General features: G+C 56.7%; 19 protein-coding genes. 5 read left to right on the top strand and 14 right to left on the bottom strand.

Features of this window, described 5'->3' with window-relative positions:
• Positions 1 to 7 precede the first annotated feature (7 nt).
• The 4 genes from B9P63_RS13475 to B9P63_RS13460 all read left to right on the top strand — a co-directional run bounded on the left by B9P63_RS13475 (position 8) and on the right by B9P63_RS13460 (position 6,094).
• Positions 8 to 1,618 (top strand): peptide chain release factor 3, encoded by a 1,611-nt coding sequence (locus B9P63_RS13475; RefSeq protein WP_085309686.1) that lies wholly within the window; start codon positions 8 to 10, stop codon positions 1,616 to 1,618.
• A gap of 39 nt (positions 1,619 to 1,657) precedes the next feature.
• The gene (locus B9P63_RS13470) at positions 1,658 to 3,400 is read left to right on the top strand and encodes a glycosyltransferase family 2 protein (protein ID WP_085309684.1); all 1,743 of its coding nucleotides are present in this window, start codon (positions 1,658 to 1,660) and stop codon (positions 3,398 to 3,400) included.
• A complete protein-coding gene (locus tag B9P63_RS13465; RefSeq protein ID WP_085309682.1) occupies positions 3,393 to 4,346 on the top strand; it encodes a glycosyltransferase family 2 protein in 954 nt (317 codons plus the stop codon). Before B9P63_RS13470 ends, B9P63_RS13465 begins: the two co-directional genes overlap by 8 nt.
• 200 nt (positions 4,347 to 4,546) lie before the next feature.
• On the top strand, positions 4,547 to 6,094 hold the full coding sequence (locus B9P63_RS13460; RefSeq protein WP_085309680.1) for a DEAD/DEAH box helicase: 1,548 nt from the start codon (positions 4,547 to 4,549) through the stop codon (positions 6,092 to 6,094).
• Between the two features lie 65 nt (positions 6,095 to 6,159).
• On the opposite strand, the gene B9P63_RS13455 is transcribed toward B9P63_RS13460, so the two are convergent.
• The gene (locus B9P63_RS13455) at positions 6,160 to 6,735 is read right to left on the bottom strand and encodes a hypothetical protein (protein ID WP_085309678.1); all 576 of its coding nucleotides are present in this window, start codon (positions 6,733 to 6,735) and stop codon (positions 6,160 to 6,162) included.
• Between the two features lie 84 nt (positions 6,736 to 6,819).
• On the opposite strand from B9P63_RS13455, the gene B9P63_RS13450 reads away from it, so the two are divergent.
• Entirely contained in the window at positions 6,820 to 7,278 is a 459-nt protein-coding gene (locus B9P63_RS13450; protein ID WP_085309676.1) for a MarR family winged helix-turn-helix transcriptional regulator, read from the top strand.
• Here B9P63_RS13450 and B9P63_RS13445 read toward each other — a convergent pair.
• From B9P63_RS13445 to nuoG, 13 genes are all read right to left on the bottom strand, one after another.
• Positions 7,275 to 8,942 carry a ribonuclease J gene (locus B9P63_RS13445; RefSeq protein ID WP_085309674.1) on the bottom strand — a complete coding sequence of 556 codons (1,668 nt, stop codon included), beginning with the start codon at positions 8,940 to 8,942 and terminating at the stop codon, positions 7,275 to 7,277. The two genes, B9P63_RS13450 and B9P63_RS13445, sit on opposite strands and share 4 nt — an antisense overlap.
• Positions 8,943 to 8,947: 5 nt before the next feature.
• Positions 8,948 to 9,721 carry a type III pantothenate kinase gene (locus B9P63_RS13440; RefSeq protein ID WP_085309672.1) on the bottom strand — a complete coding sequence of 258 codons (774 nt, stop codon included), beginning with the start codon at positions 9,719 to 9,721 and terminating at the stop codon, positions 8,948 to 8,950.
• 15 nt (positions 9,722 to 9,736) lie between these two features.
• The gene (locus tag B9P63_RS13435) at positions 9,737 to 10,501 is read right to left on the bottom strand and encodes a biotin--[acetyl-CoA-carboxylase] ligase (protein WP_085309670.1); all 765 of its coding nucleotides are present in this window, start codon (positions 10,499 to 10,501) and stop codon (positions 9,737 to 9,739) included.
• Entirely contained in the window at positions 10,491 to 11,951 is a 1,461-nt protein-coding gene (nuoN, locus tag B9P63_RS13430; RefSeq protein ID WP_085309668.1) for an NADH-quinone oxidoreductase subunit NuoN, read from the bottom strand. Before nuoN ends, B9P63_RS13435 begins: the two co-directional genes overlap by 11 nt.
• A 14-nt stretch (positions 11,952 to 11,965) precedes the next feature.
• Positions 11,966 to 13,510: an NADH-quinone oxidoreductase subunit M gene (locus B9P63_RS13425; protein ID WP_085309666.1), complete on the bottom strand. Its 1,545-nt coding sequence runs from the start codon at positions 13,508 to 13,510 to the stop codon at positions 11,966 to 11,968.
• Complete coding sequence (gene nuoL, locus B9P63_RS13420; RefSeq protein ID WP_085309664.1) at positions 13,510 to 15,609, bottom strand: NADH-quinone oxidoreductase subunit L; 2,100 nt, start codon at positions 15,607 to 15,609, stop codon at positions 13,510 to 13,512. The genes B9P63_RS13425 and nuoL overlap by 1 nt, the downstream gene beginning before the upstream one ends.
• Positions 15,610 to 15,613: 4 nt before the next feature.
• Positions 15,614 to 15,919 (bottom strand): NADH-quinone oxidoreductase subunit NuoK, encoded by a 306-nt coding sequence (gene nuoK / locus B9P63_RS13415; RefSeq protein WP_072630106.1) that lies wholly within the window; start codon positions 15,917 to 15,919, stop codon positions 15,614 to 15,616.
• 75 nt (positions 15,920 to 15,994) lie between these two features.
• The gene (locus B9P63_RS13410; protein WP_085309662.1) at positions 15,995 to 16,603 is read right to left on the bottom strand and encodes an NADH-quinone oxidoreductase subunit J; all 609 of its coding nucleotides are present in this window, start codon (positions 16,601 to 16,603) and stop codon (positions 15,995 to 15,997) included.
• Positions 16,600 to 17,007, bottom strand: coding sequence for a carboxymuconolactone decarboxylase family protein (locus B9P63_RS13405; protein ID WP_085309660.1), 408 nt, complete (start codon positions 17,005 to 17,007; stop codon positions 16,600 to 16,602). Before B9P63_RS13405 ends, B9P63_RS13410 begins: the two co-directional genes overlap by 4 nt.
• Entirely contained in the window at positions 17,004 to 17,498 is a 495-nt protein-coding gene (gene nuoI / locus B9P63_RS13400; protein ID WP_009828136.1) for an NADH-quinone oxidoreductase subunit NuoI, read from the bottom strand. The genes B9P63_RS13405 and nuoI overlap by 4 nt, the downstream gene beginning before the upstream one ends.
• Positions 17,499 to 17,501: 3 nt before the next feature.
• Positions 17,502 to 18,542, bottom strand: a complete 1,041-nt coding sequence (gene nuoH, locus B9P63_RS13395) for an NADH-quinone oxidoreductase subunit NuoH (protein ID WP_085309658.1) — start codon at positions 18,540 to 18,542, stop codon at positions 17,502 to 17,504.
• A gap of 7 nt (positions 18,543 to 18,549) precedes the next feature.
• Positions 18,550 to 18,951, bottom strand: a complete 402-nt coding sequence (locus B9P63_RS13390) for a hypothetical protein (protein WP_095533047.1) — start codon at positions 18,949 to 18,951, stop codon at positions 18,550 to 18,552.
• On the bottom strand, positions 18,948 to 20,942 hold the full coding sequence (gene nuoG / locus B9P63_RS13385) for an NADH-quinone oxidoreductase subunit NuoG (protein WP_085309656.1): 1,995 nt from the start codon (positions 20,940 to 20,942) through the stop codon (positions 18,948 to 18,950). The genes B9P63_RS13390 and nuoG overlap by 4 nt, the downstream gene beginning before the upstream one ends.

Genomic DNA, 20,942 nt, shown 5'->3' with positions numbered 1-20,942 from the left:
GCGCTTTATGCTAGACACGCCCACAAACCGCCCAACCCTACCTGCTGAAATCGCCCGCCGCCGGACCTTTGCGATCATCTCGCATCCCGACGCAGGAAAGACGACGCTGACAGAGAAATTCTTGCTTTTTGGCGGGGCAATCCAGATGGCGGGACAAGTGCGTGCCAAAGGCGAAGCGCGGCGCACGCGCTCGGACTTTATGCAGATGGAAAAGGATCGCGGTATTTCGGTGTCCGCCTCGGCGATGTCCTTTGATTTCAAACACTTCCGCTACAATCTTGTGGACACGCCCGGTCACTCTGATTTTTCCGAGGATACATATCGCACGCTAACGGCCGTGGACGCGGCGGTAATGGTGATCGACGGTGCCAAGGGTGTGGAGAGCCAGACGCAAAAGCTCTTTGAGGTTTGCCGCATGCGCGATCTACCGATCCTGACATTTTGTAACAAGATGGACCGAGAAAGCCGCGATACGTTTGATATCATTGATGAAATTCAGGAAAATCTGGCGATTGACGTAAGCCCCGCAAGCTGGCCGATCGGGACAGGCCCCGATTTCATGGGCTGCTATGATATGCTGCGCGACCGCCTTGAAATCATGGACCGCGCGGATCGAAACAAGGTTGCGGAATCGATTGAAATCAATGGCCTCGATGATCCGGCCCTCGCGCAGCACGTTCCTGCACATCTGCTGGAAAAGCTGATCGAAGAAGTCGAAATGGCCCGCGAATTGCTGCCGGTTTTGGATGTTCAATCCGTCCTTGAAGGCCATATGACGCCGATCTGGTTCGGCTCTGCGATCAACTCGTTTGGCGTCAAGGAATTGATGGACGGCATTGGCACATACGGGCCAGAGCCGCAGGTGCAACGCGCCTCCCCACGCGCGATTTCGCCGGAAGAAACCAAAGTCACAGGCTTTGTGTTCAAGGTTCAGGCGAACATGGATCCCAAGCACCGCGACCGCGTGGCGTTTGTGCGCCTCGCCTCGGGCCACTTCAAACGCGGTATGAAACTCACCCATGTACGCACCAAAAAGCCGATGGCGATTTCCAATCCAGTGCTGTTTCTTGCCTCGGACCGCGAGCTCGCCGAAGAAGGCTGGGCCGGTGATATCATCGGCATCCCCAACCACGGCCAATTGCGCATCGGCGATACATTGACCGAGGGCGAAGCGTTGCGCGTGACCGGCATCCCGTCGTTCGCGCCGGAGCTCTTGCAAGGCGTGCGCGCGGGCGATCCGATGAAATCGAAGCACTTGGAAAAAGCGCTGATGCAATTCGCCGAAGAAGGCGCAGCAAAAGTGTTCAAACCCACCTTCGGCTCTGGCTATATCGTCGGCGTCGTCGGCGCGCTTCAATTCGAAGTGCTCGCTAGCCGGATCGAGCTGGAGTACGGCCTGCCCGTGCGTTTCGATCAGAGCCAATTTACCTCTGCCCGCTGGGTCTTGGGCGAGAAAAAGGCCGTTGATGCCTTTGCCGAAGCCAACAAACAACACATCGCAACGGACAATGACGGCGATGTGGTCTACCTGACGCGCCTGCAATGGGACATCGACCGCGTGGCGCGCGACTACCCCGATGTCACACTGAGCGCGACAAAGGAAATGATGCTCTCTTAGCGCTTGCCGCACACGTGCCGCGCGGGCATCCTGAGCGCTATGAGCGAGGCAGATGACACCCCCGAAACACTAACCTACGATGGTGGGTTCAAGGCGGTCGTAGCCCGCATGCAGGCGCGTGAAAAACCGCTGAGTTTCTCCAAGGGCGAAGCCTTGCCCGGCATCGGTCTGGACTTTGCTCCGCTCAAGGCCGCGCTGGTGCAAGAGCTTGATCCAAAGGATATTCCACGCGCCAAGGATCAATCGGGCAACACGCGCAAGTCCTTGGAACTCAACGCAGAATTTATTGGTCAGCCCGAGCTTTGCAAGCTGCATGGTCTTTTGATCGCGCATCTGCGCAAATCCGGTCAACCTGCTCAGAGCATGGCACTGTTCACCCGCATGTGGGACGAGGAGGCAGAATTTCTGTTTCGCCACCTCGATCCACGCTGGCTCGTCTCTGCGATCACCACCTTCGGCGATCATGGCACCACCGAAGTGCAGCGCCGCGTCGGCACATCAATGAGCGTGTTGTTCGCAGCCATGAAACTCTATGAATCCGAGCGGCTATATTCAGGTTTTGCACCGGATAAGGAGTTCAAACTCAAGCGTTTGGTAAACAGCAAACTTCCGCTGAATATGGACCGCTATGCGCTGGTCTCCGGCGGCCTCGACGTCAATATGCTTGCGCGGCTCTGGCTCGATGCAGAGCAGGATTGCACGATCGCGCCCCTTGCGCATCGGTTGCTGGATTTGCTCAACGCCGATCCGGGAACGGTTTTTCGCCGCTTTGCCACGCTTCGGGGGCGCAAGATGCGACAGCGCAGCGCCAAAGACGATGCCACAGAAAAAGCCGATGCGGAGCCCGAGCCTGCCCCCCCCGCGCGCGCCAAGGATCATTCCTGGGCGACAGTCAGCACGATCAAGGCAGAGGCTGCCAAAATCGCGCCCTTCATCGCCCACCACCTTGGTCTTGGCGCGGCACATCTGCACATCTTTCTTGATGCGCCCCTGCCCGCTGCAGACCTTGCCGCACTTGCCCATCCCAAGGTGACGCTGACCACTTGCGACGTTGAATACTGGCAGGCTTCGGGCAAGCCGCGCATGGAAAAACACCAACAACGCCAAGCCTTTAACGCGACCCGAGCCTACCGCGCGGCGCAAAGCGATTGGCTGGCGCATATCGATTGCGACGAATTTCTATACCCACAAACCACTGTTCCCGACACCCTGAACGCGGCCCCCTTGAGCGCTGAGGCGCTGATTATGCCCCCCGCCGAGGAAATCGCGCAAAGCAGCGAGGACGCAGTACTTTTGTTCCGGCGCACCTATTTCGATGCAGGCTGCGATAAATCGGTTCTGGACGCGCTCTACCCGACTTTCGGCGCTTACCTGCGCTCCGGCTTTATCAGTCATACCGTCGGAAAAACCATGGCCCGCACAGGGCTAAGCGATGTGCGCTTCGGCGTTCACCTTTTGAAACGCGGCGGCGTCGAGGTGAAGAATGCCAAGCGTGTTCAAAGCCTTAACGTGCTGCACCGTCATGCACCCGACTGGCCCGGCTTCGAGCGGCATCTGGCGTTTCGCCTCTCGCAAGGCTCGTATCGGGACCGCGGTCAATCGCGCCTTGGCCTTGGGGAAATCATCGACATTCTGATCGAGGATCATGGCACTGCGGGGCCGAAAAAGCTCTTTGACGAGGTTTGCGCCGCGCGCCCCGACGTCATCGAAACCCTTGAAAAGCATAGGATGTTGATCCGCACGACATTGAAAACATCCCTGCGCGAGTACGCAAATGTCTGAGCCGAAATGGGGTATTGTCAGCACGATCAAAGCGCCTTTGCACGAGGTGCTCGGCTTTGCCGCTTATCACCTGCAACGCGGCGCGCATCGGCTTTATATTTACCTTGATGATCCCGATCCCGCGAGCTTTGCCGCGCTCAAGGCCCACCCCAAGGTGCGCCCAACCCGCTGCGACGCGGCCTATTGGGCCAAAAAGGGCAACCGGCCCGCAAAACACCAGCCGCGCCAAACGATCAATGCAGCCGACGCCTATGCGAAACGCGTTGAAGTCGACTGGCTCACCCATATTGATCACGATGAATTTCTTGTCTGGGATGCGCCCTTTCCTGAGCAGCTTGCCGCCCTGCCCGAGACTTGCCTGTGCGCGCGCATTCGCCCTGTCGAAGCCATAAGCTGGGACGGCCCCGAAACCGAGCCGCGCCCCTTCAAAGGCTTCGCGCTGCCTATGCCCGAGCGGCGCAGGATCACCGAAGCGCTTTATCCCGAATTTGGCGCGCATCTGAACGGTGGCTTCCTGAGCCACGTGGCAGGAAAAATGATCTACCGCACGGGGATAGACGGGTTTACCGTCAAGATTCACAACGCATTTCTGGGCGACGTGCAAAACCCCGGTCAGGAAGAATTATCACATGCGCGCCTGTGCCATCTGCACGGCGACAGTTGGCAGGCCTGGCGCGCGAGCTATGATTACCGCAAATCAAAAGGCGCGTACCGCGCCGAATTGAACGCGCCCTTTGATCACGGCAAAGGCGGCCTTAGCATGCACGCCTTGCTCAGCAGTATCGAGCAACACCGCTCTGAGGCGGGCTTGCGCGCCTTTTACGATGAAGTCTGCACGCCCCGCCCCCAATTGCTGCAAGGACTCGGGGACCACGGTTTACTACATTGGCATATGTTGGATTTGCGCAGCGCCATCGAAGAGCATTTCCCGCAGCACGCGCCATAGTTTCCAAAACGCGAACAATTTGCAGCAAATGCGCAAAAATCAGCGACGCAAACCCATGTGGCGTCTCTGTTGATTTGACCTGCGCGCGGTTTTTCGCTATTCCAACGCCAAGGCCCATGGAGTGCAAAGACACTCAATCAATCGGATTTGGCCTGATCTCGATGTACGGGCCGCATTGTGTCCGTAAGCCACGGATACAAATGACAAAGTTTTCAGATCTCAATCTGGACCCGAAGGTCCTTAAAGCCATCGTTGACGCTGGTTACGAATCTCCCACCCCCATCCAAGAAGGCGCGATTCCCCCCGCGCTGGAAGGTCGCGACGTTTTGGGTATTGCCCAAACCGGGACGGGCAAGACCGCCAGCTTTACGCTGCCGATGATTACCTTGCTTGCAAAAGGTCGCGCACGCGCACGCATGCCGCGCTCTTTGGTGCTTTGCCCCACGCGGGAATTGGCAGCGCAGGTGGCGGAAAATTTCGACACATATACCAAATATCACAAGCTGACCAAAGCGCTTCTGATCGGCGGCGTGTCTTTCAAAGAACAGGACAAGCTGATCGACAAAGGCGTCGACGTTCTGATCGCGACGCCGGGCCGTTTGCTCGATCATGTCGAGCGCGGTAAACTGCTGCTCACGGGTGTGCAGGTCATGGTCGTGGACGAAGCGGATCGCATGCTCGATATGGGCTTCATTCCCGATATCGAACGTATCTTCGGCCTAACGCCGTTTACACGCCAAACGCTGTTTTTCTCTGCCACCATGGCGCCGGAAATCGAGCGGATCACAAATACTTTTCTGTCCAACCCGGCCCGCGTTGAAGTTGCGCGTCAAGCAACCTCGTCCGAGAATATCGAGCAGGTTGTGATGATGTTCAAAGGCTCGCGCAAGGATCGCGAAGCGAGCGAAAAGCGCAAGGCGCTACGCATGCTGATCGACAACGAAGCCGAGAAATGCACAAACGCGATCATCTTTTGCAATCGCAAGATGGACGTGGACACGGTTGCCAAGTCGTTGAAAAAGCACGGCTATGACGCCGCACCGATCCACGGCGATCTGGATCAAAGCCAACGCACCAAAACGCTTGATGCGTTTCGCGATGGATCGCTTCGGTTTTTGATCGCCTCCGACGTTGCTGCGCGCGGACTAGACGTGCCCGCGGTAAGCCACGTATTCAACTATGATGTGCCAAGCCACGCAGAAGACTACGTGCACCGCATCGGCCGCACCGGCCGCGCGGGACGCGATGGCAAGGCCATGATGATCTGCGTGCCGCGCGACGAGAAAAATTTTGATGCCATCGAAAAGCTGATTCAGAAAACGATCACACGGATCGACAACCCGATGCAGACGTCCGACACGCTGGATGAAGCCCCCGCGGCCGAGCAAGGCGAAAAGCCTAAACGCACGCGCACACGGACACCGCGCAAATCTGCAGCGCCGAAGGTCGAAACGGCTCAGGTGGAAGCCGCACCAATCGAGGCCGCTCAGGCGGAACCGCCCAAGCCCCATGACGCGAAAAGCGACGCACCAAAAGCTGTGCCGCACACACGCGAGCCGAAGGCTCAAACAAATACGCACACAAACGCCCAACCCAAGCCGCAAGCACAAAAAGAGGCGCGTGGCCGCTCTGGCAACAATAACAACCGCTCGCGCGGTGGTGGCGGCGGCGACAACAAAGTGGTGGGAATGGGAGATCACATGCCCGGCTTCATCGCGATGAGCTTTGATGAACGCCGAACAGGCTAAACATTTGATACTTTGAGATGAAAGCCCCGCCCTGCCAAACGCAGAGCGGGGCTTTTTCAATTGACCTAGGCCACTGTCGAGCGGTGCATTAGACGCATACCACCCGAGATCAGCCCCATGAGTACCGCGCAAAGCACCAGCACCATGGCTGCGGTGAGCGAGGCGAACTTGAGCGCGGCAAAGCTGGAGTAAATCAGCGCCAGCACGTGCGGAATACCTTGCTCGAACTGCATCAGGTAAAAGGACATCAGGTTCTCGAGCGCATCAAATGTGCCGCCCGTAAACGCAAAGAACGCTGCGCCAATACCCGTTAAACGCGCCCCACGGCCAACGCAAGCAAGGAGCGTTCCGAGGCAGACGCCGAGAGCGATGACCGAAGCGATAAAGGCAAAGTCAAAAAGCTGGGTCTGCACATATATGCCAAAAGTGCCCCCTGTCCGCATCGCCTCGTAGTAGCCGAAAATCACCTCCCCGTTAAAGGCAAGCTGCCCCGTCGCAAAATCAACAGGATGGCCAGAGGCAGCATAGAGTTTGTCCAGATAGATCTGCGTCCCCCGAAACGCCGCAAAGCTAGCGAGCGTCGCAAGAATATGACTGGGCAGGGAGAGCGACTGGGTTTTTTCTTTCAGTGTGCAAAACATGATGTAAATCCTTTCTCTAATTGTATTCCGTGGAATGTTTATTACATTCCGTGGAATTAGATTCAATATAGAAAGTGACACCTTTTGGATCGCCCGCCACAAGACATTGAAAAATTTGTAAAACTAGGTACCGCGCTTGGCATCATCACGCAGCTATTCAGCACGCGCATGGGGGCATCCCTTGATCGATTCGGATTGACGGAGGCCCAATTCTCCGTCCTCAATCATCTCGCGCGCCGCATGCCCGAGGGCCAAAGCGTCACAGCGATTGCCGCGGCGGTCGAGGTAAAGCAACCTGCCGTGTCAAAGATGGTTGCGAAATTTGAAGGGTTGGGCTGGGCGCGCTTTGAAGCAACAAAAAGCGATGCGCGCTTCAAGCAGGTCTTTCTGACCGAGGCAGGCCTTGCGCACTTACGAGAGGTACAGCGCGCGTTGCTGCCAAACTATGTCGCCATGCTGGATGGGTGGAGCGATGAGGAAATTTCAGCCCTCACCGCTCAGTTGTTTCGCCTTGGCGGCTGGCTCGATAAGAACCGGATTTAGGCGAGACGGCTCACAACAATTGTCACTTCCGGCTTTTTGCCGATCTCCGCATTGCAGCTCTGGCGCACTTGGCGTTTGATCGCCTCTTCCAACTTGGCGTCATCCTTGAGCGTTTTGCGGTTGGAACGCCCAATGAGCTGGCTCAGATCTTCTTCCAACACATCAATCAGCGGCGCGCGCGATTTACCTTGACTGGCAAGACCCATGACCTCGCACCATGGATCGCCCAGCATGTCATCGTTCTCGTCAAGGATCAGCGTGACCGTGATATGCCCGTTCAGCGCCATGCGCATGCGATCGCGCACAACGCCGTCCAGCGCGCCCACTTGAACGGAGCCGTCCAGATACGTGCGGCCCGTTTCAATGTAATCGGCCACTTTGGGTTTGTTCCCCGACAGGTCGATCATCATGCCGTTAACAGCGACGATGCCCGCGAGCCCCTTGGCCTCGGCGATCTTCACATGGGTGCGCAGGTGGCGGTGCTCACCGTGCATCGGGATCAGCATTTGGGGCTTTGTGATCTCGTGCATGCGCTCCAGATCGGGTCGGTTGGCGTGACCGGAAACATGATACAGGCCGGAGCTGTCATCAATCACATCCACACCCTTTTCAGAGAGTTGGTTGATGATGCTGATCACGCCGCGCTCGTTGCCCGGGATGGTTTTGGAAGAGAACAGGAATGTATCGCCCTCTTTCAGCGTGAGGCCTTGATACTTGCCACGCGCCAATTGCGCCGAGGCTGCGCGCCGCTCGCCCTGCGATCCGGTCACCAAAAGCATAACGTTCTCGCGCGGTAGGCTGGCGGCATCCTCAGAACTGATACAGGTCGGGAAGTCTTTCAAAACGCCCGTCTCGATCGAGGCCTCGACCATACGGCGCATGGCGCGGCCCAGCAGCACGACAGAGCGCCCCGCGCGCACTCCGGCATCCGCCAGTGTTTTCACGCGGGCGACGTTAGACGCAAAGGTCGTCGCAACAACCATGCCCGGTTGATCGGAAATCAGTTTGACGATTTCAGGTCCTACGGAAAGCTCGGAGCGGCCCGGCGTCAGTGAGAACACGTTGGTCGAATCGCAGACCAACGCCTTAACACCGTCCTTGGACACATCGCGCCAGAGTTTTTCGTCAAACGCTTCGCCCACCAGCGGCGTTTCGTCCAATTTGAAATCGCCCGTGTGCAAAACGCGCCCATCGGGACTGTCGATCACAAGGCCGGAGCTTTCGGGGATCGAATGCGAGATCGGCAGGAAGCCAACGGTGAACGGCCCAGCTTTGGTCCTTTCAGGCCAGCACGACACGGTGGTCACAGCCTTGGCCTCGACGCCATATTCCTCAAGCTTGCGGCGCGCAATATTTGCAGTGAAGGCGCGGGTATAGATCGGCACTTTCAGTTGCTCATAGAAATGCCCGACCGCGCCGACGTGATCCTCATGTGCGTGGGTGATGAAAATCGCCTCAAGCTGATTGCGGCGCTCTTTCAGCCACGTGATATCCGGCAGGATAAGATCCACGCCGGGGGTGCCATCCATATCAGGGAAGGTCACGCCGATATCCACAAGGATCAGACGCTCTTTGCCCGGTTTTCCGTAGCCATATACATAGGCATTCATGCCAATTTCGCCCGCCCCGCCAAGGGGAAGGTAGATCAAACGCTCTGCGCTCATTTTCGTTATCCGTTCTTTTTATTATGCTCGTGGATCACGATCAGACCGTGCATTGTCAGGTCGTCTTCGATCACGTCAAACAGGTTTTCTGCGGTTGCAAACAGCGGGGCAAGTCCGCCTGTGCCAACCACTTTCATGGGCTTGCCATATTCAGTCTTGATGCGCTTGGTAATGCCTTCGATCAGCCCCGTATAGCCCCAGAAGACCCCCGATTGGATGCAAGCGACAGTATTTGTGCCAATCACCTGCTCGGGTTGGGAAATATCCACATGCGGCAAAGCCGCCGCGCCGTTGTGCAGCGCCTCGAGCGAGAGATTGACGCCAGGCGAAATCACGCCGCCAACGTAGGCACCGTCATCTGCAACAACGTCGAAATTTGTTGCAGTCCCGAAATCGACGACCACGACGTTGCCGCCATGACGATCAAAGGCTGCGGCCGCATTAGCAAGGCGATCCGGTCCAACCCGCGTACCAGCATCGACGCGCGGCTCGATCGGCAGCTTGCACTCGGGCTTGCCGACAACCAAAGGGCGGCATCCAAAGAAGCGATCGGCGAAAACGCGCAAATTGAACACGACGCGCGGAACAGTCGAGGAGATGATCACATCCTTGATATCGAGTTCTATCTTGTAGTGCTGCACCAGCGTGTGAAACCAAGTGAAATAGGCATCCGCCGTGCGCCCGTGATGGGTCGAAGTGCGCAGGGTACACAGCCATTTTTCACCGTCCCAGATCGAAAAAACCGTATTCGTATTGCCGCAGTCAATGGCGAGAAGCATGGCACATCTCCGAAGTTAAAAGAAGACATCCGCGGCGGCGATGGCCACGCGGGATTTGGAGGTTTTGAGCACAAGATTGCCTTGGGCGTCCACCGTTTCAAAGGTTCCAGTGGTTTCGCTGTTCATGGTGCGCGCGGTGATGACGTCGCCAAGTTTGGCGGCGCGGGCCAGCCAGGCTTCGCGAATGGGCGCAAAACCGTATGTGATGAACTGCGTCTCAAGGCGCGCATAATGGGCTGCGAGCAAACCTAGAAACTCTTCGGAATCAATCGAAACACCTGTTTCAGAGAGCAGCGAAACCGGACGCAACGCACGCGCTTCGACCTGATCGACGCTGGGCGCATCGACAAGGTTAACGCCAATGCCGATCGCGAGGTGGGCGACTTGCGCCCCTGCCCCGATGCTCTCAAGCAAGATGCCCGCAACCTTACCGCCATTGAGTAGCACATCATTGGGCCACTTCAGCGCAAGCGCTTGAGGTTGAACGCCAATAGAAACAAATGTCTCGAACAGCGCCAAAGATGCGGTGAACGATCGAAGCGCAACAATATCGGGTGTTTCAAGCGGATGTAGAACCAGTGTCGCAGCAAAATTGCCCTTGGGGAAACTCCAAGCGCGACCGCGCCGCCCGCGCGAAGCGGTCTGGTTCAAGGCCAAAATCCACTCCGGCCCTGCAAGAGTTTTCGCAATGCGCACAGCTTCTGCGTTGGTGCTGTCCACCTCTGCCAGCACACGCCGCCCGTAGCCAGTCGGAAACCGCGTATCCGGCTTAGTTGACAAGCGTCGCCGCCGCCGCCGCTGCTGCGCCCTCGACCCCGAAGAGGTTGACAAGGCCCAGCACCATGATCGCCGCAGAACCCATCAGGAAGACCCAAAGGACCGGCGATTTGTTGGTATCCAGCGCTTCGTCCTGCTCTTCGCCGAAGTACATGTAGTAGACGATACGCAGGTAATAGTAGGCTCCGATCACCGAAGCGATCACACCCGCGATCGCGAGCCATGCGAGACCCGCATCATAAGCGGCGCGCAAAACATAGAGCTTGCCGAAGAAGCCAACCATCGGTGGAACACCCGCCATGGAGAACAAAAGCACCAGCATTGCCAAGGCTTTGCCCGGTTCGCGCTTGGCGTATTGATTGAGCGATGCGATATCCGTGACGGCTTGGCCGTCCTTTTCCATGCTCAGGATAAAGGCGAATGTACCAATGTTCATCGTGACGTAGATCGCCATGTAAACCAGCATAGCCTGCACGCCCAAGACCGTGCCCGCCGCGAGACCCATCAGCGCGTAGCCCATATGCGCGATGGACGAAAAGGCCATGAGGCGTTTGATATTGGTCTGACCGATGGCGGCAAATGCACCAAGGAACATCGACACCAGAGACAGGAGCGCGATGATCGGGCTCCAATCGACGATCAATGCACCATCGCTGCCAAGCGAGCCGAAGGCGTCGTGCAGAACCCGCGCGAACAGGCCCATCGCAGCAATCTTAGGTGCCGTGGCGAAGAAGGCGGTGACCGGCGTTGGCGATCCTTCATACACATCCGGCGTCCACATATGGAACGGTACGGCCGAAACCTTAAAGGCAAGGCCTGCAATGATGAAGACAAGGCCGAACAGAAGGCCGATGGAAACATCACCCTCGACTGCCGTCTGGATGATACCGGAAAACAGTGTCGTGCCGGCGAAACCGTAGGTGAGCGATGCACCGTATAGCAGCAAACCCGAGCTAAGCGCTCCGAGCACGAAATACTTCAAGCCCGCTTCGGTCGAGCGCGCTGAATCGCGGCGCAAGGACGCGACGACGTAAAGCGCGAGCGATTGCAGCTCGAGGCCCATATATAGCGTCATCAGATCACCCGCAGAGACCATGACCATCATGCCCACCACGCTCAGCGCGACCAGCACGGGATATTCAAAGCGCAAAAGACCTTTGCGATACATATATTCCTGGCTCATCATCAGCACGGCTGCCGAAGCAAGCAGGATTGCCACTTTGGCAAAGCGCGAGAAGGCATCATCGACAAACATGCCGCCGAAGGCCACATTGGTGCCCGCACCGCTAAAGCCGATCCACGCGGCCAGCGCCACGAAAACGCCGGCAGTCAGCCAGACCAAAAGCGGACCCAGCTTGTCCTTGCTCGTGTAAACCGCCCCCAAAAGCGCGCCGATCGCGTAAAGCGACAGGAGGATTTCCGGCAGTATGATCGTCAGGTCAGCCTGTATCATAGTCAGCGTCTTTCTTAGCGCGAAGCGGCTGTCTGGATCGCGCTTGGTGCGCTTGCCAGTGCCGTTTCATAATTAGAAACCAGCGCCTCGACAGAGGGGCCGATGATATCAAGGATCAGCGCGGGATAGACACCAAGGAGCAGTGTCATCACCACCAGCGGTGCGAAAATCGCACGCTCGCGCGTTGTCATGTCGGAAATCGTGCGCAGGCTTTCCTTGATCAGATCGCCCATCACCACACGCCTGTAGAGCCACAGTGCATAGGCTGCCGACAAGATCACACCCGCCGTTGCAACCGCAGCGACCCATGTGTTCACCTGGAACACGCCCACAAGCGTCAGGAATTCACCGACAAAACCGGAGGTGCCGGGAAGGCCCACGTTGGCCATGGTGAAGAACAAGAAGATCAGCGCATAGGCGGGCATGCGGTTCACAAGGCCGCCGTAGGCATCAATTTCGCGTGTGTGCATCCGGTCATAAATGACCCCGACCGCAAGGAAGAGCGCCGCAGAGATAAAGCCGTGGCTGATCATCTGGAAGATTGCGCCGTCGATGCCCTGCTGGTTCGCCGCAAAGATCCCCATGGTGACGTAGCCCATGTGGGCGACTGATGAATAAGCAATCAGCTTTTTCATATCTTCCTGCACCAGCGCCACGAGCGAGGTATAAACAATCGCGATCGCGGACATCCAAAGGATCAGCGGCGTCAGAACGTCCGCGCCCACTGGAAACATCGGCAAGGAGAAACGCAGGAACCCGTAACCACCCATCTTCAAAAGTATCGCAGCCAGCACGACAGAGCCCGCTGTCGGTGCCTGAACATGCGCATCCGGCAGCCATGTGTGCACCGGCCACATCGGCATTTTCACTGCAAAACTGGCAAAGAACGCAAGGAACATCAATGTTTGCATGCCCCCGACAATCTGCACCCCCAGGATCGAGAAACCCTGCGCATCAAAACTATGGCTCATCAGCGTCGGAATATCGGTCGTGCCCGCATCCACAAACATCGCGACCATCGCCACCAGCATGAGGACTGAACCGAGGAAGGTATAGAGGAAGAATTTAAAGCTCGCGTAGATACGGTTCGCTCCGCCCCAGATGCCAATGATCAGGAACATCGGGATCAGACCCGCCTCGAAGAACACGTAGAACAACACCAGATCAAGCGCCATGAACACGCCGAGCATCAAGGTCTCAAGCAGCAGGAACGCGATCATATATTCCTTGACCCGCGTGTTCACATCCCAGCTTGCCGCAATCACCAGCGGCATCATGAACGTAGTAAGCATGACGAAGAGCACGGAAATACCATCCACGCCCATCTTATAGGACATGCCCATAAGCCATGCGCCTTCCTCGACCATTTGGAAACCGGTGTCGGAGGGATCGAACTGGAACAGGATAAAGAGCGAAACGATAAAGGTCGCGCTTGTTGCGATCATCGCAAGCCACTTGGCATTGCGCGCTGCCGCTTCGTCATCGCCGCGCAGGAACAGGGCAAGGATCAGCGCTGCAAGCGCGGGGATGAAAGTGACAATGGAAAGGAGGTTATCCATTATTGCGCTCCTCCGGAGAACGTCATCCATGTGACCAGAACCAGAATTCCGATAACCATGGCGAAGGCGTAGGTAAAGATATAGCCGGACTGCGCGCGACCTGCGAGGCGGGTGAAGAAGGGCACGATACCCATCGCCACACCGTTCAACGTGCCGTCAATTACATCTCCGTCGCCGCGCTTCCAGAAGAAACGTCCAATCATAGAGGCAGGTTTGACAAAAACTACGTCATAGATTTCGTCAAAATACCATTTGTTCAGCAGGAAGTTATAGAGCGGACGGTTGGTTTCCATGACACGCTTGGGCATTTTTGGATCCCAAATGTAGAACCACAGAGCAAGCAATAAACCGATGACCATTGAAATGAACGGACTTAGCTTGACCCAAGTCGGGACATAATGCGCATCGTGGATAACGTGGTTGTCGGGGCCAGTGTAGATGGCGCCCTCACCCGGCTTACCCGTAAAGACGTAGGAAGTTTTCTTGGCCTTGCCATCCTTGACATCACTGTGGTCATCCTTGACGTCGCCATGATCACCCGCATCAGCGTGCTCGGACGCCTCTGCGTAGGGCACACCAAAGAAACTTGCGATCTCGTTAGTCTTGCCAAAAAAGCTACTGTACCAGATGGCTCCTGCAAAGATCGAGCCGATGCCAAGAACACCAAGCGGGATCAACATCACGCTCGGGCTCTCGTGGGCATGCTCGTGTGTGTGCTTGTCGCCGCGCGCCTTGCCGAAGAAGGTAAGGAACATCAAGCGCCAGCTGTAGAATGATGTGAACAGTGCCGCTATCACCAGCATCCAGAAGGCATACCCCATCGGACCCGCTGCGAAGGCAGATTCGATCACCGCATCCTTGGAGGCAAAGCCGGCAAAGCCGATCCACCCCGTGAGCGGGATACCAACGCCCGTGATCGCAAGCGTGCCTACAAGCATCGCCATGAAGGTATAGGGGATTTTCTTACGCAAACCGCCGTAGTTACGCATGTCCTGCTCGTGGTGCATCGCATGAATGACCGATCCCGCCCCAAGAAAAAGCATCGCTTTGAAGAAGGCGTGTGTGAACAGGTGGAACATCGCGACAGAATACGCACCAACGCCCGCAGCCACGAACATGTAGCCAAGCTGGGACATGGTCGAGTAGGCGATAACGCGTTTGATGTCATTCTGGACGAGGCCGATTGTGGCCGCAACAAAAGCGGTAGTTGCACCTAGGAACGTGACAAAAGCCATCGCTTCGGGTGCGTATTCCATCAACGGCGACATGCGGCAGACCAGAAACACACCCGCGGTGACCATCGTCGCCGCGTGGATCAACGCAGACACTGGCGTCGGGCCTTCCATAGCGTCGGGAAGCCATGTGTGCAGGAAAAGCTGCGCAGATTTACCCATCGCACCAATGAACAGCAGGAAGGCGATCAGATTTGCTGCGTTCCACTCTGTCCATAGGAAGGTGATTTGCATTTCCGCCAGCGCGGGCGCTGCCGCGAAAATATCGTCAAAATTGATGCTGTCGGTCAGATAGAACAGTGCAAAAATACCAAGGGCAAAACCAAAATCGCCAACACGGTTGACCACAAAGGCCTTGATCGCTGCAGCATTTGCCGAAGGCTTGCGGTAATAGAAGCCGATCAACAGATAGGACGCGACGCCCACACCTTCCCAGCCAAAGAACATCTGCACAAGGTTATCCGCCGTCACCAGCATCAACATCGCGAAGGTAAAAAATGATAGGTAGGCAAAGAAACGAGGCTTGTAGCTTTCGCCCTCTTTCCACTGGGGATCGTCGGCCATGTAGCCAAAGGAATAAAGGTGAACCAGCGCGGAAACCGTCGTGATCACGATCAACATGATTGCGGTGAGGCGGTCCATGCGGATCGCCCAATCAGTGCTCAGGCTGCCGCTTTCGATCCAGCGCATGAGTTGGATTTTCTCCATCACGCCGTCATGGGTCAGGAAAACCACCCAAGAGAAGAAACAGGCGACAAAAAGCAGGCCAGTGCTGACCCACATCGCACCCTTTTCACCGATCAGACGCCAGCCGAAACCAGCAATGATCGCCCCGACCAGAGGCGCAAAAAGTATTAGCGTTTCCATCTGGTTAGCCCTTCATCACGTTGACGTCTTCGACAGCGATAGTGCCGCGAGTACGAAAGAAGCAAACGAGGATCGCAAGGCCAATCGCAGCCTCGGCGGCGGCAACTGTCAGAACGAACAACGTGAACACCTGCCCCACCAGATCCCCGAGGAAACTGGAGAAGGCGACCAAGTTAATATTCACCGCCAGCAGCATCAACTCGATCGACATGAGCAGGATGATGACGTTCTTGCGGTTCACAAAAAGGCCAAAGATACCGATGACAAAAAGCGTCGCCGCCACCGTCAGGTAATGTTCTAATCCGATCATCGCGTAGTCTCTTTCTTTGCCCCGACCCTGATTTCATCCAATAAAACCGAGCCTGAATTTTTCAAATAGTCTGGCTTACAGCCCTTGCCCCGGTTTCACGTCTTTCAGCTCCATCGCCTTGGCCGGATCACGGTGCATCTGCGCCACTACGTTCTGTCGTTTGACGTCCGTGCGGTGACGCAATGTCAGAACGATTGCGCCGATCATGGCTACAAGCAGGATCAAGCCGGAAAGCTGGAAAATCAGGAAGTACTTGTCATAAAGCAGCAGGCCAAGGGCCGCCGTGTTATGTGTATCCGTTGGCGTTACCGCGTCGCGCAGCCCCTCAGCTTGCTCGCTGGCCTCCCAAACACCAAAGGCCATCGTGAATTGCATCAACAAAACAAGGCCAATGAGAAGCGCAAGCGGCATATATTTCGCCATTTCCGCCTTAAGCTCAGCAAAATCAATGTCGAGCATCATCACGACGAACAGGAACAGAACCGCAACCGCGCCCACGTAAACGATAATAAGTAGCATCGCCACGAACTCCGCACCGAGCAGCACGAACAAACCCGCAGAGGATAAGAACGCAAGGATCAGCCAAAGCACCGAATGTACGGGATTGCGGCTAATGACTGTGAACAGCCCGCCTGTGATCGTGCAGATCGCAAAGAGATAGAAGGTAAATACGGCGACGCTCATGTCTCATCATCCTTGGTCTCTGAAATAACCTCATTCGCAAATTCCATCGCGCGGGTCATAGCGGGCAAGCCTGCAAAAATCGACATTTGCGCGATTGCCTCGGTAATTTCATCGTTGCTCGCCCCTGCGGTAATCGCGTGGCGCACGGTCATGCGAAGCTGCGTCTCGTTTTGCGCGCCCTGCATGGTCAGACCGGCAAGCGTCAGCAAAAGCCGGGTCTTCGCATCAAGACCCTCTTTACTTGCGCCTTTGCCGAAGGTCATTTCCATCATCTCTTTGGTCATGGTCGGCCAGAGCTTTTCCATAGCTTGCGTCGAAAAGCCGCCCGCGCCGGGAGTGAAGGCTTTCGCCATCTCCTGCGCCTGAGCCATCATCATGGCGAAAGGGTTATTTGCATCATTCATCGGTAGGGCGCATCTATTTCTAGGTTACGCGCGATCTGCGCTTCCCAGCGATCGCCGTTCTCGAGCAACTTGTCCTTGTCGTAGAACAACTCTTCACGGGTTTCGGTTGCGAACTCGAAATTCGGCCCCTCGACGATCGCATCCACAGGGCAGGCTTCCTGGCAGAAGCCACAATAGATGCACTTGGTCATGTCGATGTCGTAGCGCGTGGTACGGCGCGAGCCGTCATCACGCGGTTCCGCGTCGATCGTGATTGCTTGCGCAGGGCAAACCGCTTCGCACAGCTTGCATGCGATGCAGCGTTCTTCACCATTGGGATAACGGCGCAGCGCGTGTTCACCGCGAAAACGCGGGGACAAAGGCCCCTTTTCATGCGGATAGTTCAACGTGACCTTGGGTGCGAACATGTAGCGAAGGCCAAGGCCAAAGCCTTTGACGAAATCCGCGAGGAGGAAATACTTGGCCGCGCGGCCATAATCGAAATCTGCCATTGGTTAGCCCCCCATGCCCCAGCGCGCATAAGCGCCCCAGAACCAGTCAAATTTTGCAGCGAATGCGACGAATACAACCCAAGCGAGGCTCATCGGTAGGAAGATTTTCCAGCCGATCCGCATCAGTTGGTCATAGCGATACCGCGGCGTGATTGCCTTCACCATCGAGAAGAAGAAGAACACGATCAACATTTTGCTGACCATCCAGAAGATGCCGTCCGGCAAGCCCGGGATAGGCGACAACCAGCCGCCAAAGAACATTAGCGAAATAAGCGCGCACATCAAAACGACCGCGACAAGTTCACCGATCATAAAGAGCAGGAACGGTGTCGAGGAATATTCCACCTGATACCCAGCAACCAGTTCGGATTCCGCCTCTGGAAGGTCGAACGGTGGGCGGTTGGTTTCCGCCAAAGCCGAGATGAAGAAGAGAATAAGCATCGGGAAGTGCGGCAACCAGTACCAGCTAAACATTCCGTATCCGCCATCTTGGCTGGCAACGATGCCGCCAAAGTTCATCGAGCCGGAAGAAATGATAATTCCGATGATGATCAAGCCGATCGAGACCTCATAGGAGATCATCTGCGCAGCAGAGCGCAAACTGCCAAGGAAGGGATATTTGGAGTTGGACGCCCAGCCCCCCATGATCACACCATAGACTTCAAGCGAGGAGACCGCAAAGACATAGAGGATCGCAACGTTAATCTCGGATAGCACCCAGCCCTCGTTGAACGGGATCACCGCCCAAGCGATGAGTGACATCACCAGAGTGACCATCGGAGCCATCAAGAAGACGACCTTGTCCGCACCCGCAGGGAAGACAACTTCCTTAACGATATACTTCAAAAAGTCCGCAAAACTTTGCAGCAAACCAAAGACGCCAACGACGTTCGGTCCGCGGCGCATCATGACTGCGGCCCAGATTTTTCGATCCGCGTACATCAGAAATGCCAGCGCGAGGAGCAAGGGAATCACCAGCAGAAAGATCTGCCCGACGATTGTTAGGCCCATGCCCAGTGTGGTGGTGGTGAAAAAGTCGTACATTAGGTCCTCACACCGTCGGTATCTTGTTTTCGGCGCAGGCTGAAACGGTGACTTCGGCGTCAATCGTCTTCAATCCGCGCGGCAGGGCTGGCGAGATGGTGTAAACAGCATCTGCCAGCCAGAGGCCAGCCTCTTCGGCAACTGTCGTGCGCAAATGACGCGCAAAACCATAACCTCGTATTAACGCATATTGCGCAGCAGCACATTCCGCATAGGCATCAACGTCTTCGATGCCCCGTGCGCCGGTCATTTTGACCTGAAAATTAACCAAATCCCCATCAAGCAGGCGGGTATTCACCCCTTGATACACCGGTTTGAAAGCTGAAGGCCTTTCGCCCGCTTGCTCACAGCCGGAGACCGCACCAGCCAAGGCCAACGCAATCGGGGATATGATCAGAGCACGCTTCACTCTGCCGCCAGCTTTCCAGCGCTCGCACGCGCTTTCGCGCCCGCGCTCAGTTCGGCCATCAACTCGCTTGCGCGTGCAATCGGGTTGCTCAGATAGAAATCGGCAATCGCATTGCGAAAATCAGCCTTGCCCATTTTGGAGGGCGTAATCGCCTGCCAATCATTCAGGGGCACTTCGTCGATCTCGGCCAGATGCGGCACTTCGGCCACCAGCGTAGAGCGCAGCATAGCAAGGCTGTCGTAGGGCAATTTAGCACCCAACTCAGCCGAAAGCGCACGCAAGATCGCCCAGTTTTCCTTGGCCTCGCCCGGCGCAAAACCAGCGCGCATCGTAAGTTGTGGGCGCCCTTCGGTATTGACGAACAACCCCTGCTCTTCCGTGTATGCAGCGCCCGGCAGAATGATATCAGCACGGTGCGCACCGCGATCGCCGTGGCTACCTTGATAAATAACGAAGGCACCAGCGTCGATATCGACCTCATCAGAGCCAAGGTTGTAAATCACCTCAGCGTCTTTAGTGGCCACCTCAACGCCGCCATCCGTGGTACAACCCGCATCCATCGCGCCAACGCGGCCAGCGGCCGTGTGCAACACCAGCATCTTGCCGCCCGCTTTTTCGGCAATCTCCATGGCGCGCGCCAGAACCGCTTCGCCGTCTGCCTCTTGCAAAGCACCCTGGCCAATGATCACCAGATCAAAGCCCTCCGCGTCGCCCAAAGCCGCGCGGTCGGTGCCCAGATGCGTATGCTCGTAGGTCAGATCGGCTGGCACGCCGATCAACGAAATATTCGTGCCGCGCGTCCAGGCCTTGCGCAAACGCGCGTTCAGCACCGGTGCCTCAACGGTCGGGTTCGTGCCGATCAACAGCACATTTTGCGCCGCTTCGATATCTTCGATGCAGCCGTTGCCGACATAAGCCGAACGATTTCCCGCTGGCAGGCGCGCCTTATCCGTGCGGCACTCGACATTGCCGCCCTGCCCCTCGATCAATTGCTTCAGCGCGAAAGCCGCTTCGACAGGCACAAGATCACCAATCAAACCCGCAAGCTTTTTGCCCTTCATCGCCGCCGCAGCCGCGCCAAGCGCCTCATCCCAGCCCGCTGCACGCAGTTTGCCGTTCTCGCGGATATAAGGACGGTCAAGCCGCTGACGGCGCAAGCCATCCCAGACAAACCGTGTTTTGTCGGAAATCCATTCCTCGTTCACGCCATCATGATTGCGCGGCAGCATGCGCATGACTTCGCGCCCCTTGGTATCCACGCGAATGGAAGACCCAAGCGCATCCATCACATCAATGGTTTCGGTCTTGGTCAATTCCCATGGACGCGCCGTGAACGCGTAGGGTTTTGACACCAGCGCGCCAACAGGGCACAGATCAATGATGTTGCCCTGCAAGTTGCTGTCCAGCGTTTCGCCAAGATAGGAGGTGATCTCACTATCCTCGCCGCGCCCGGTTTGGCCCATCTGCGTGATGCCCGCGACCTCGGTCGTGAAGCGCACGCAGCGCGTGCACGAAATGCAGCGCGTCATGTGGGTTTCGACCAGCGGCCCCAGATCTAGATCGTCCGTCGCACGCTTTGGTTCGCGGAACCGCGAGAAATCAACGCCGTAGGCCATCGCCTGATCTTGCAAGTCACACTCGCCGCCCTGATCACAGATCGGGCAATCGAGCGGATGGTTGATCAGCAAAAATTCCATCACGCCTTCGCGCGCTTTTTTCACCATGGGCGAGTTGGTCTTGACGCGCGGTGCCTGTCCTTCGGGACCTGGGCGCAAATCGCGCACCTGCATCGCGCAGGATGCGGCAGGTTTGGGCGGACCGCCGACGACCTCGACAAGACACATGCGGCAGTTGCCCGCGATGGACAGGCGCTCGTGATAGCAGAAACGCGGGATTTCGACCCCCGCCTCTTCACAGGCCTGAATCAGGGTCAATGCCCCATCCACTTCGACTTCGGTATCGTCGATTATGATCTTGCGTAGGTCAGACAT

The sequence above is a fragment of the Planktotalea arctica genome, assembly GCF_002105285.1.
In the GTDB taxonomy this organism is placed as follows: Bacteria; Pseudomonadota; Alphaproteobacteria; order Rhodobacterales; family Rhodobacteraceae; genus Planktotalea; species Planktotalea arctica.
The sequence above is the reverse complement of the archived record's forward strand: the minus strand, read 5'-3'. Positions and strand labels throughout refer to the sequence as shown.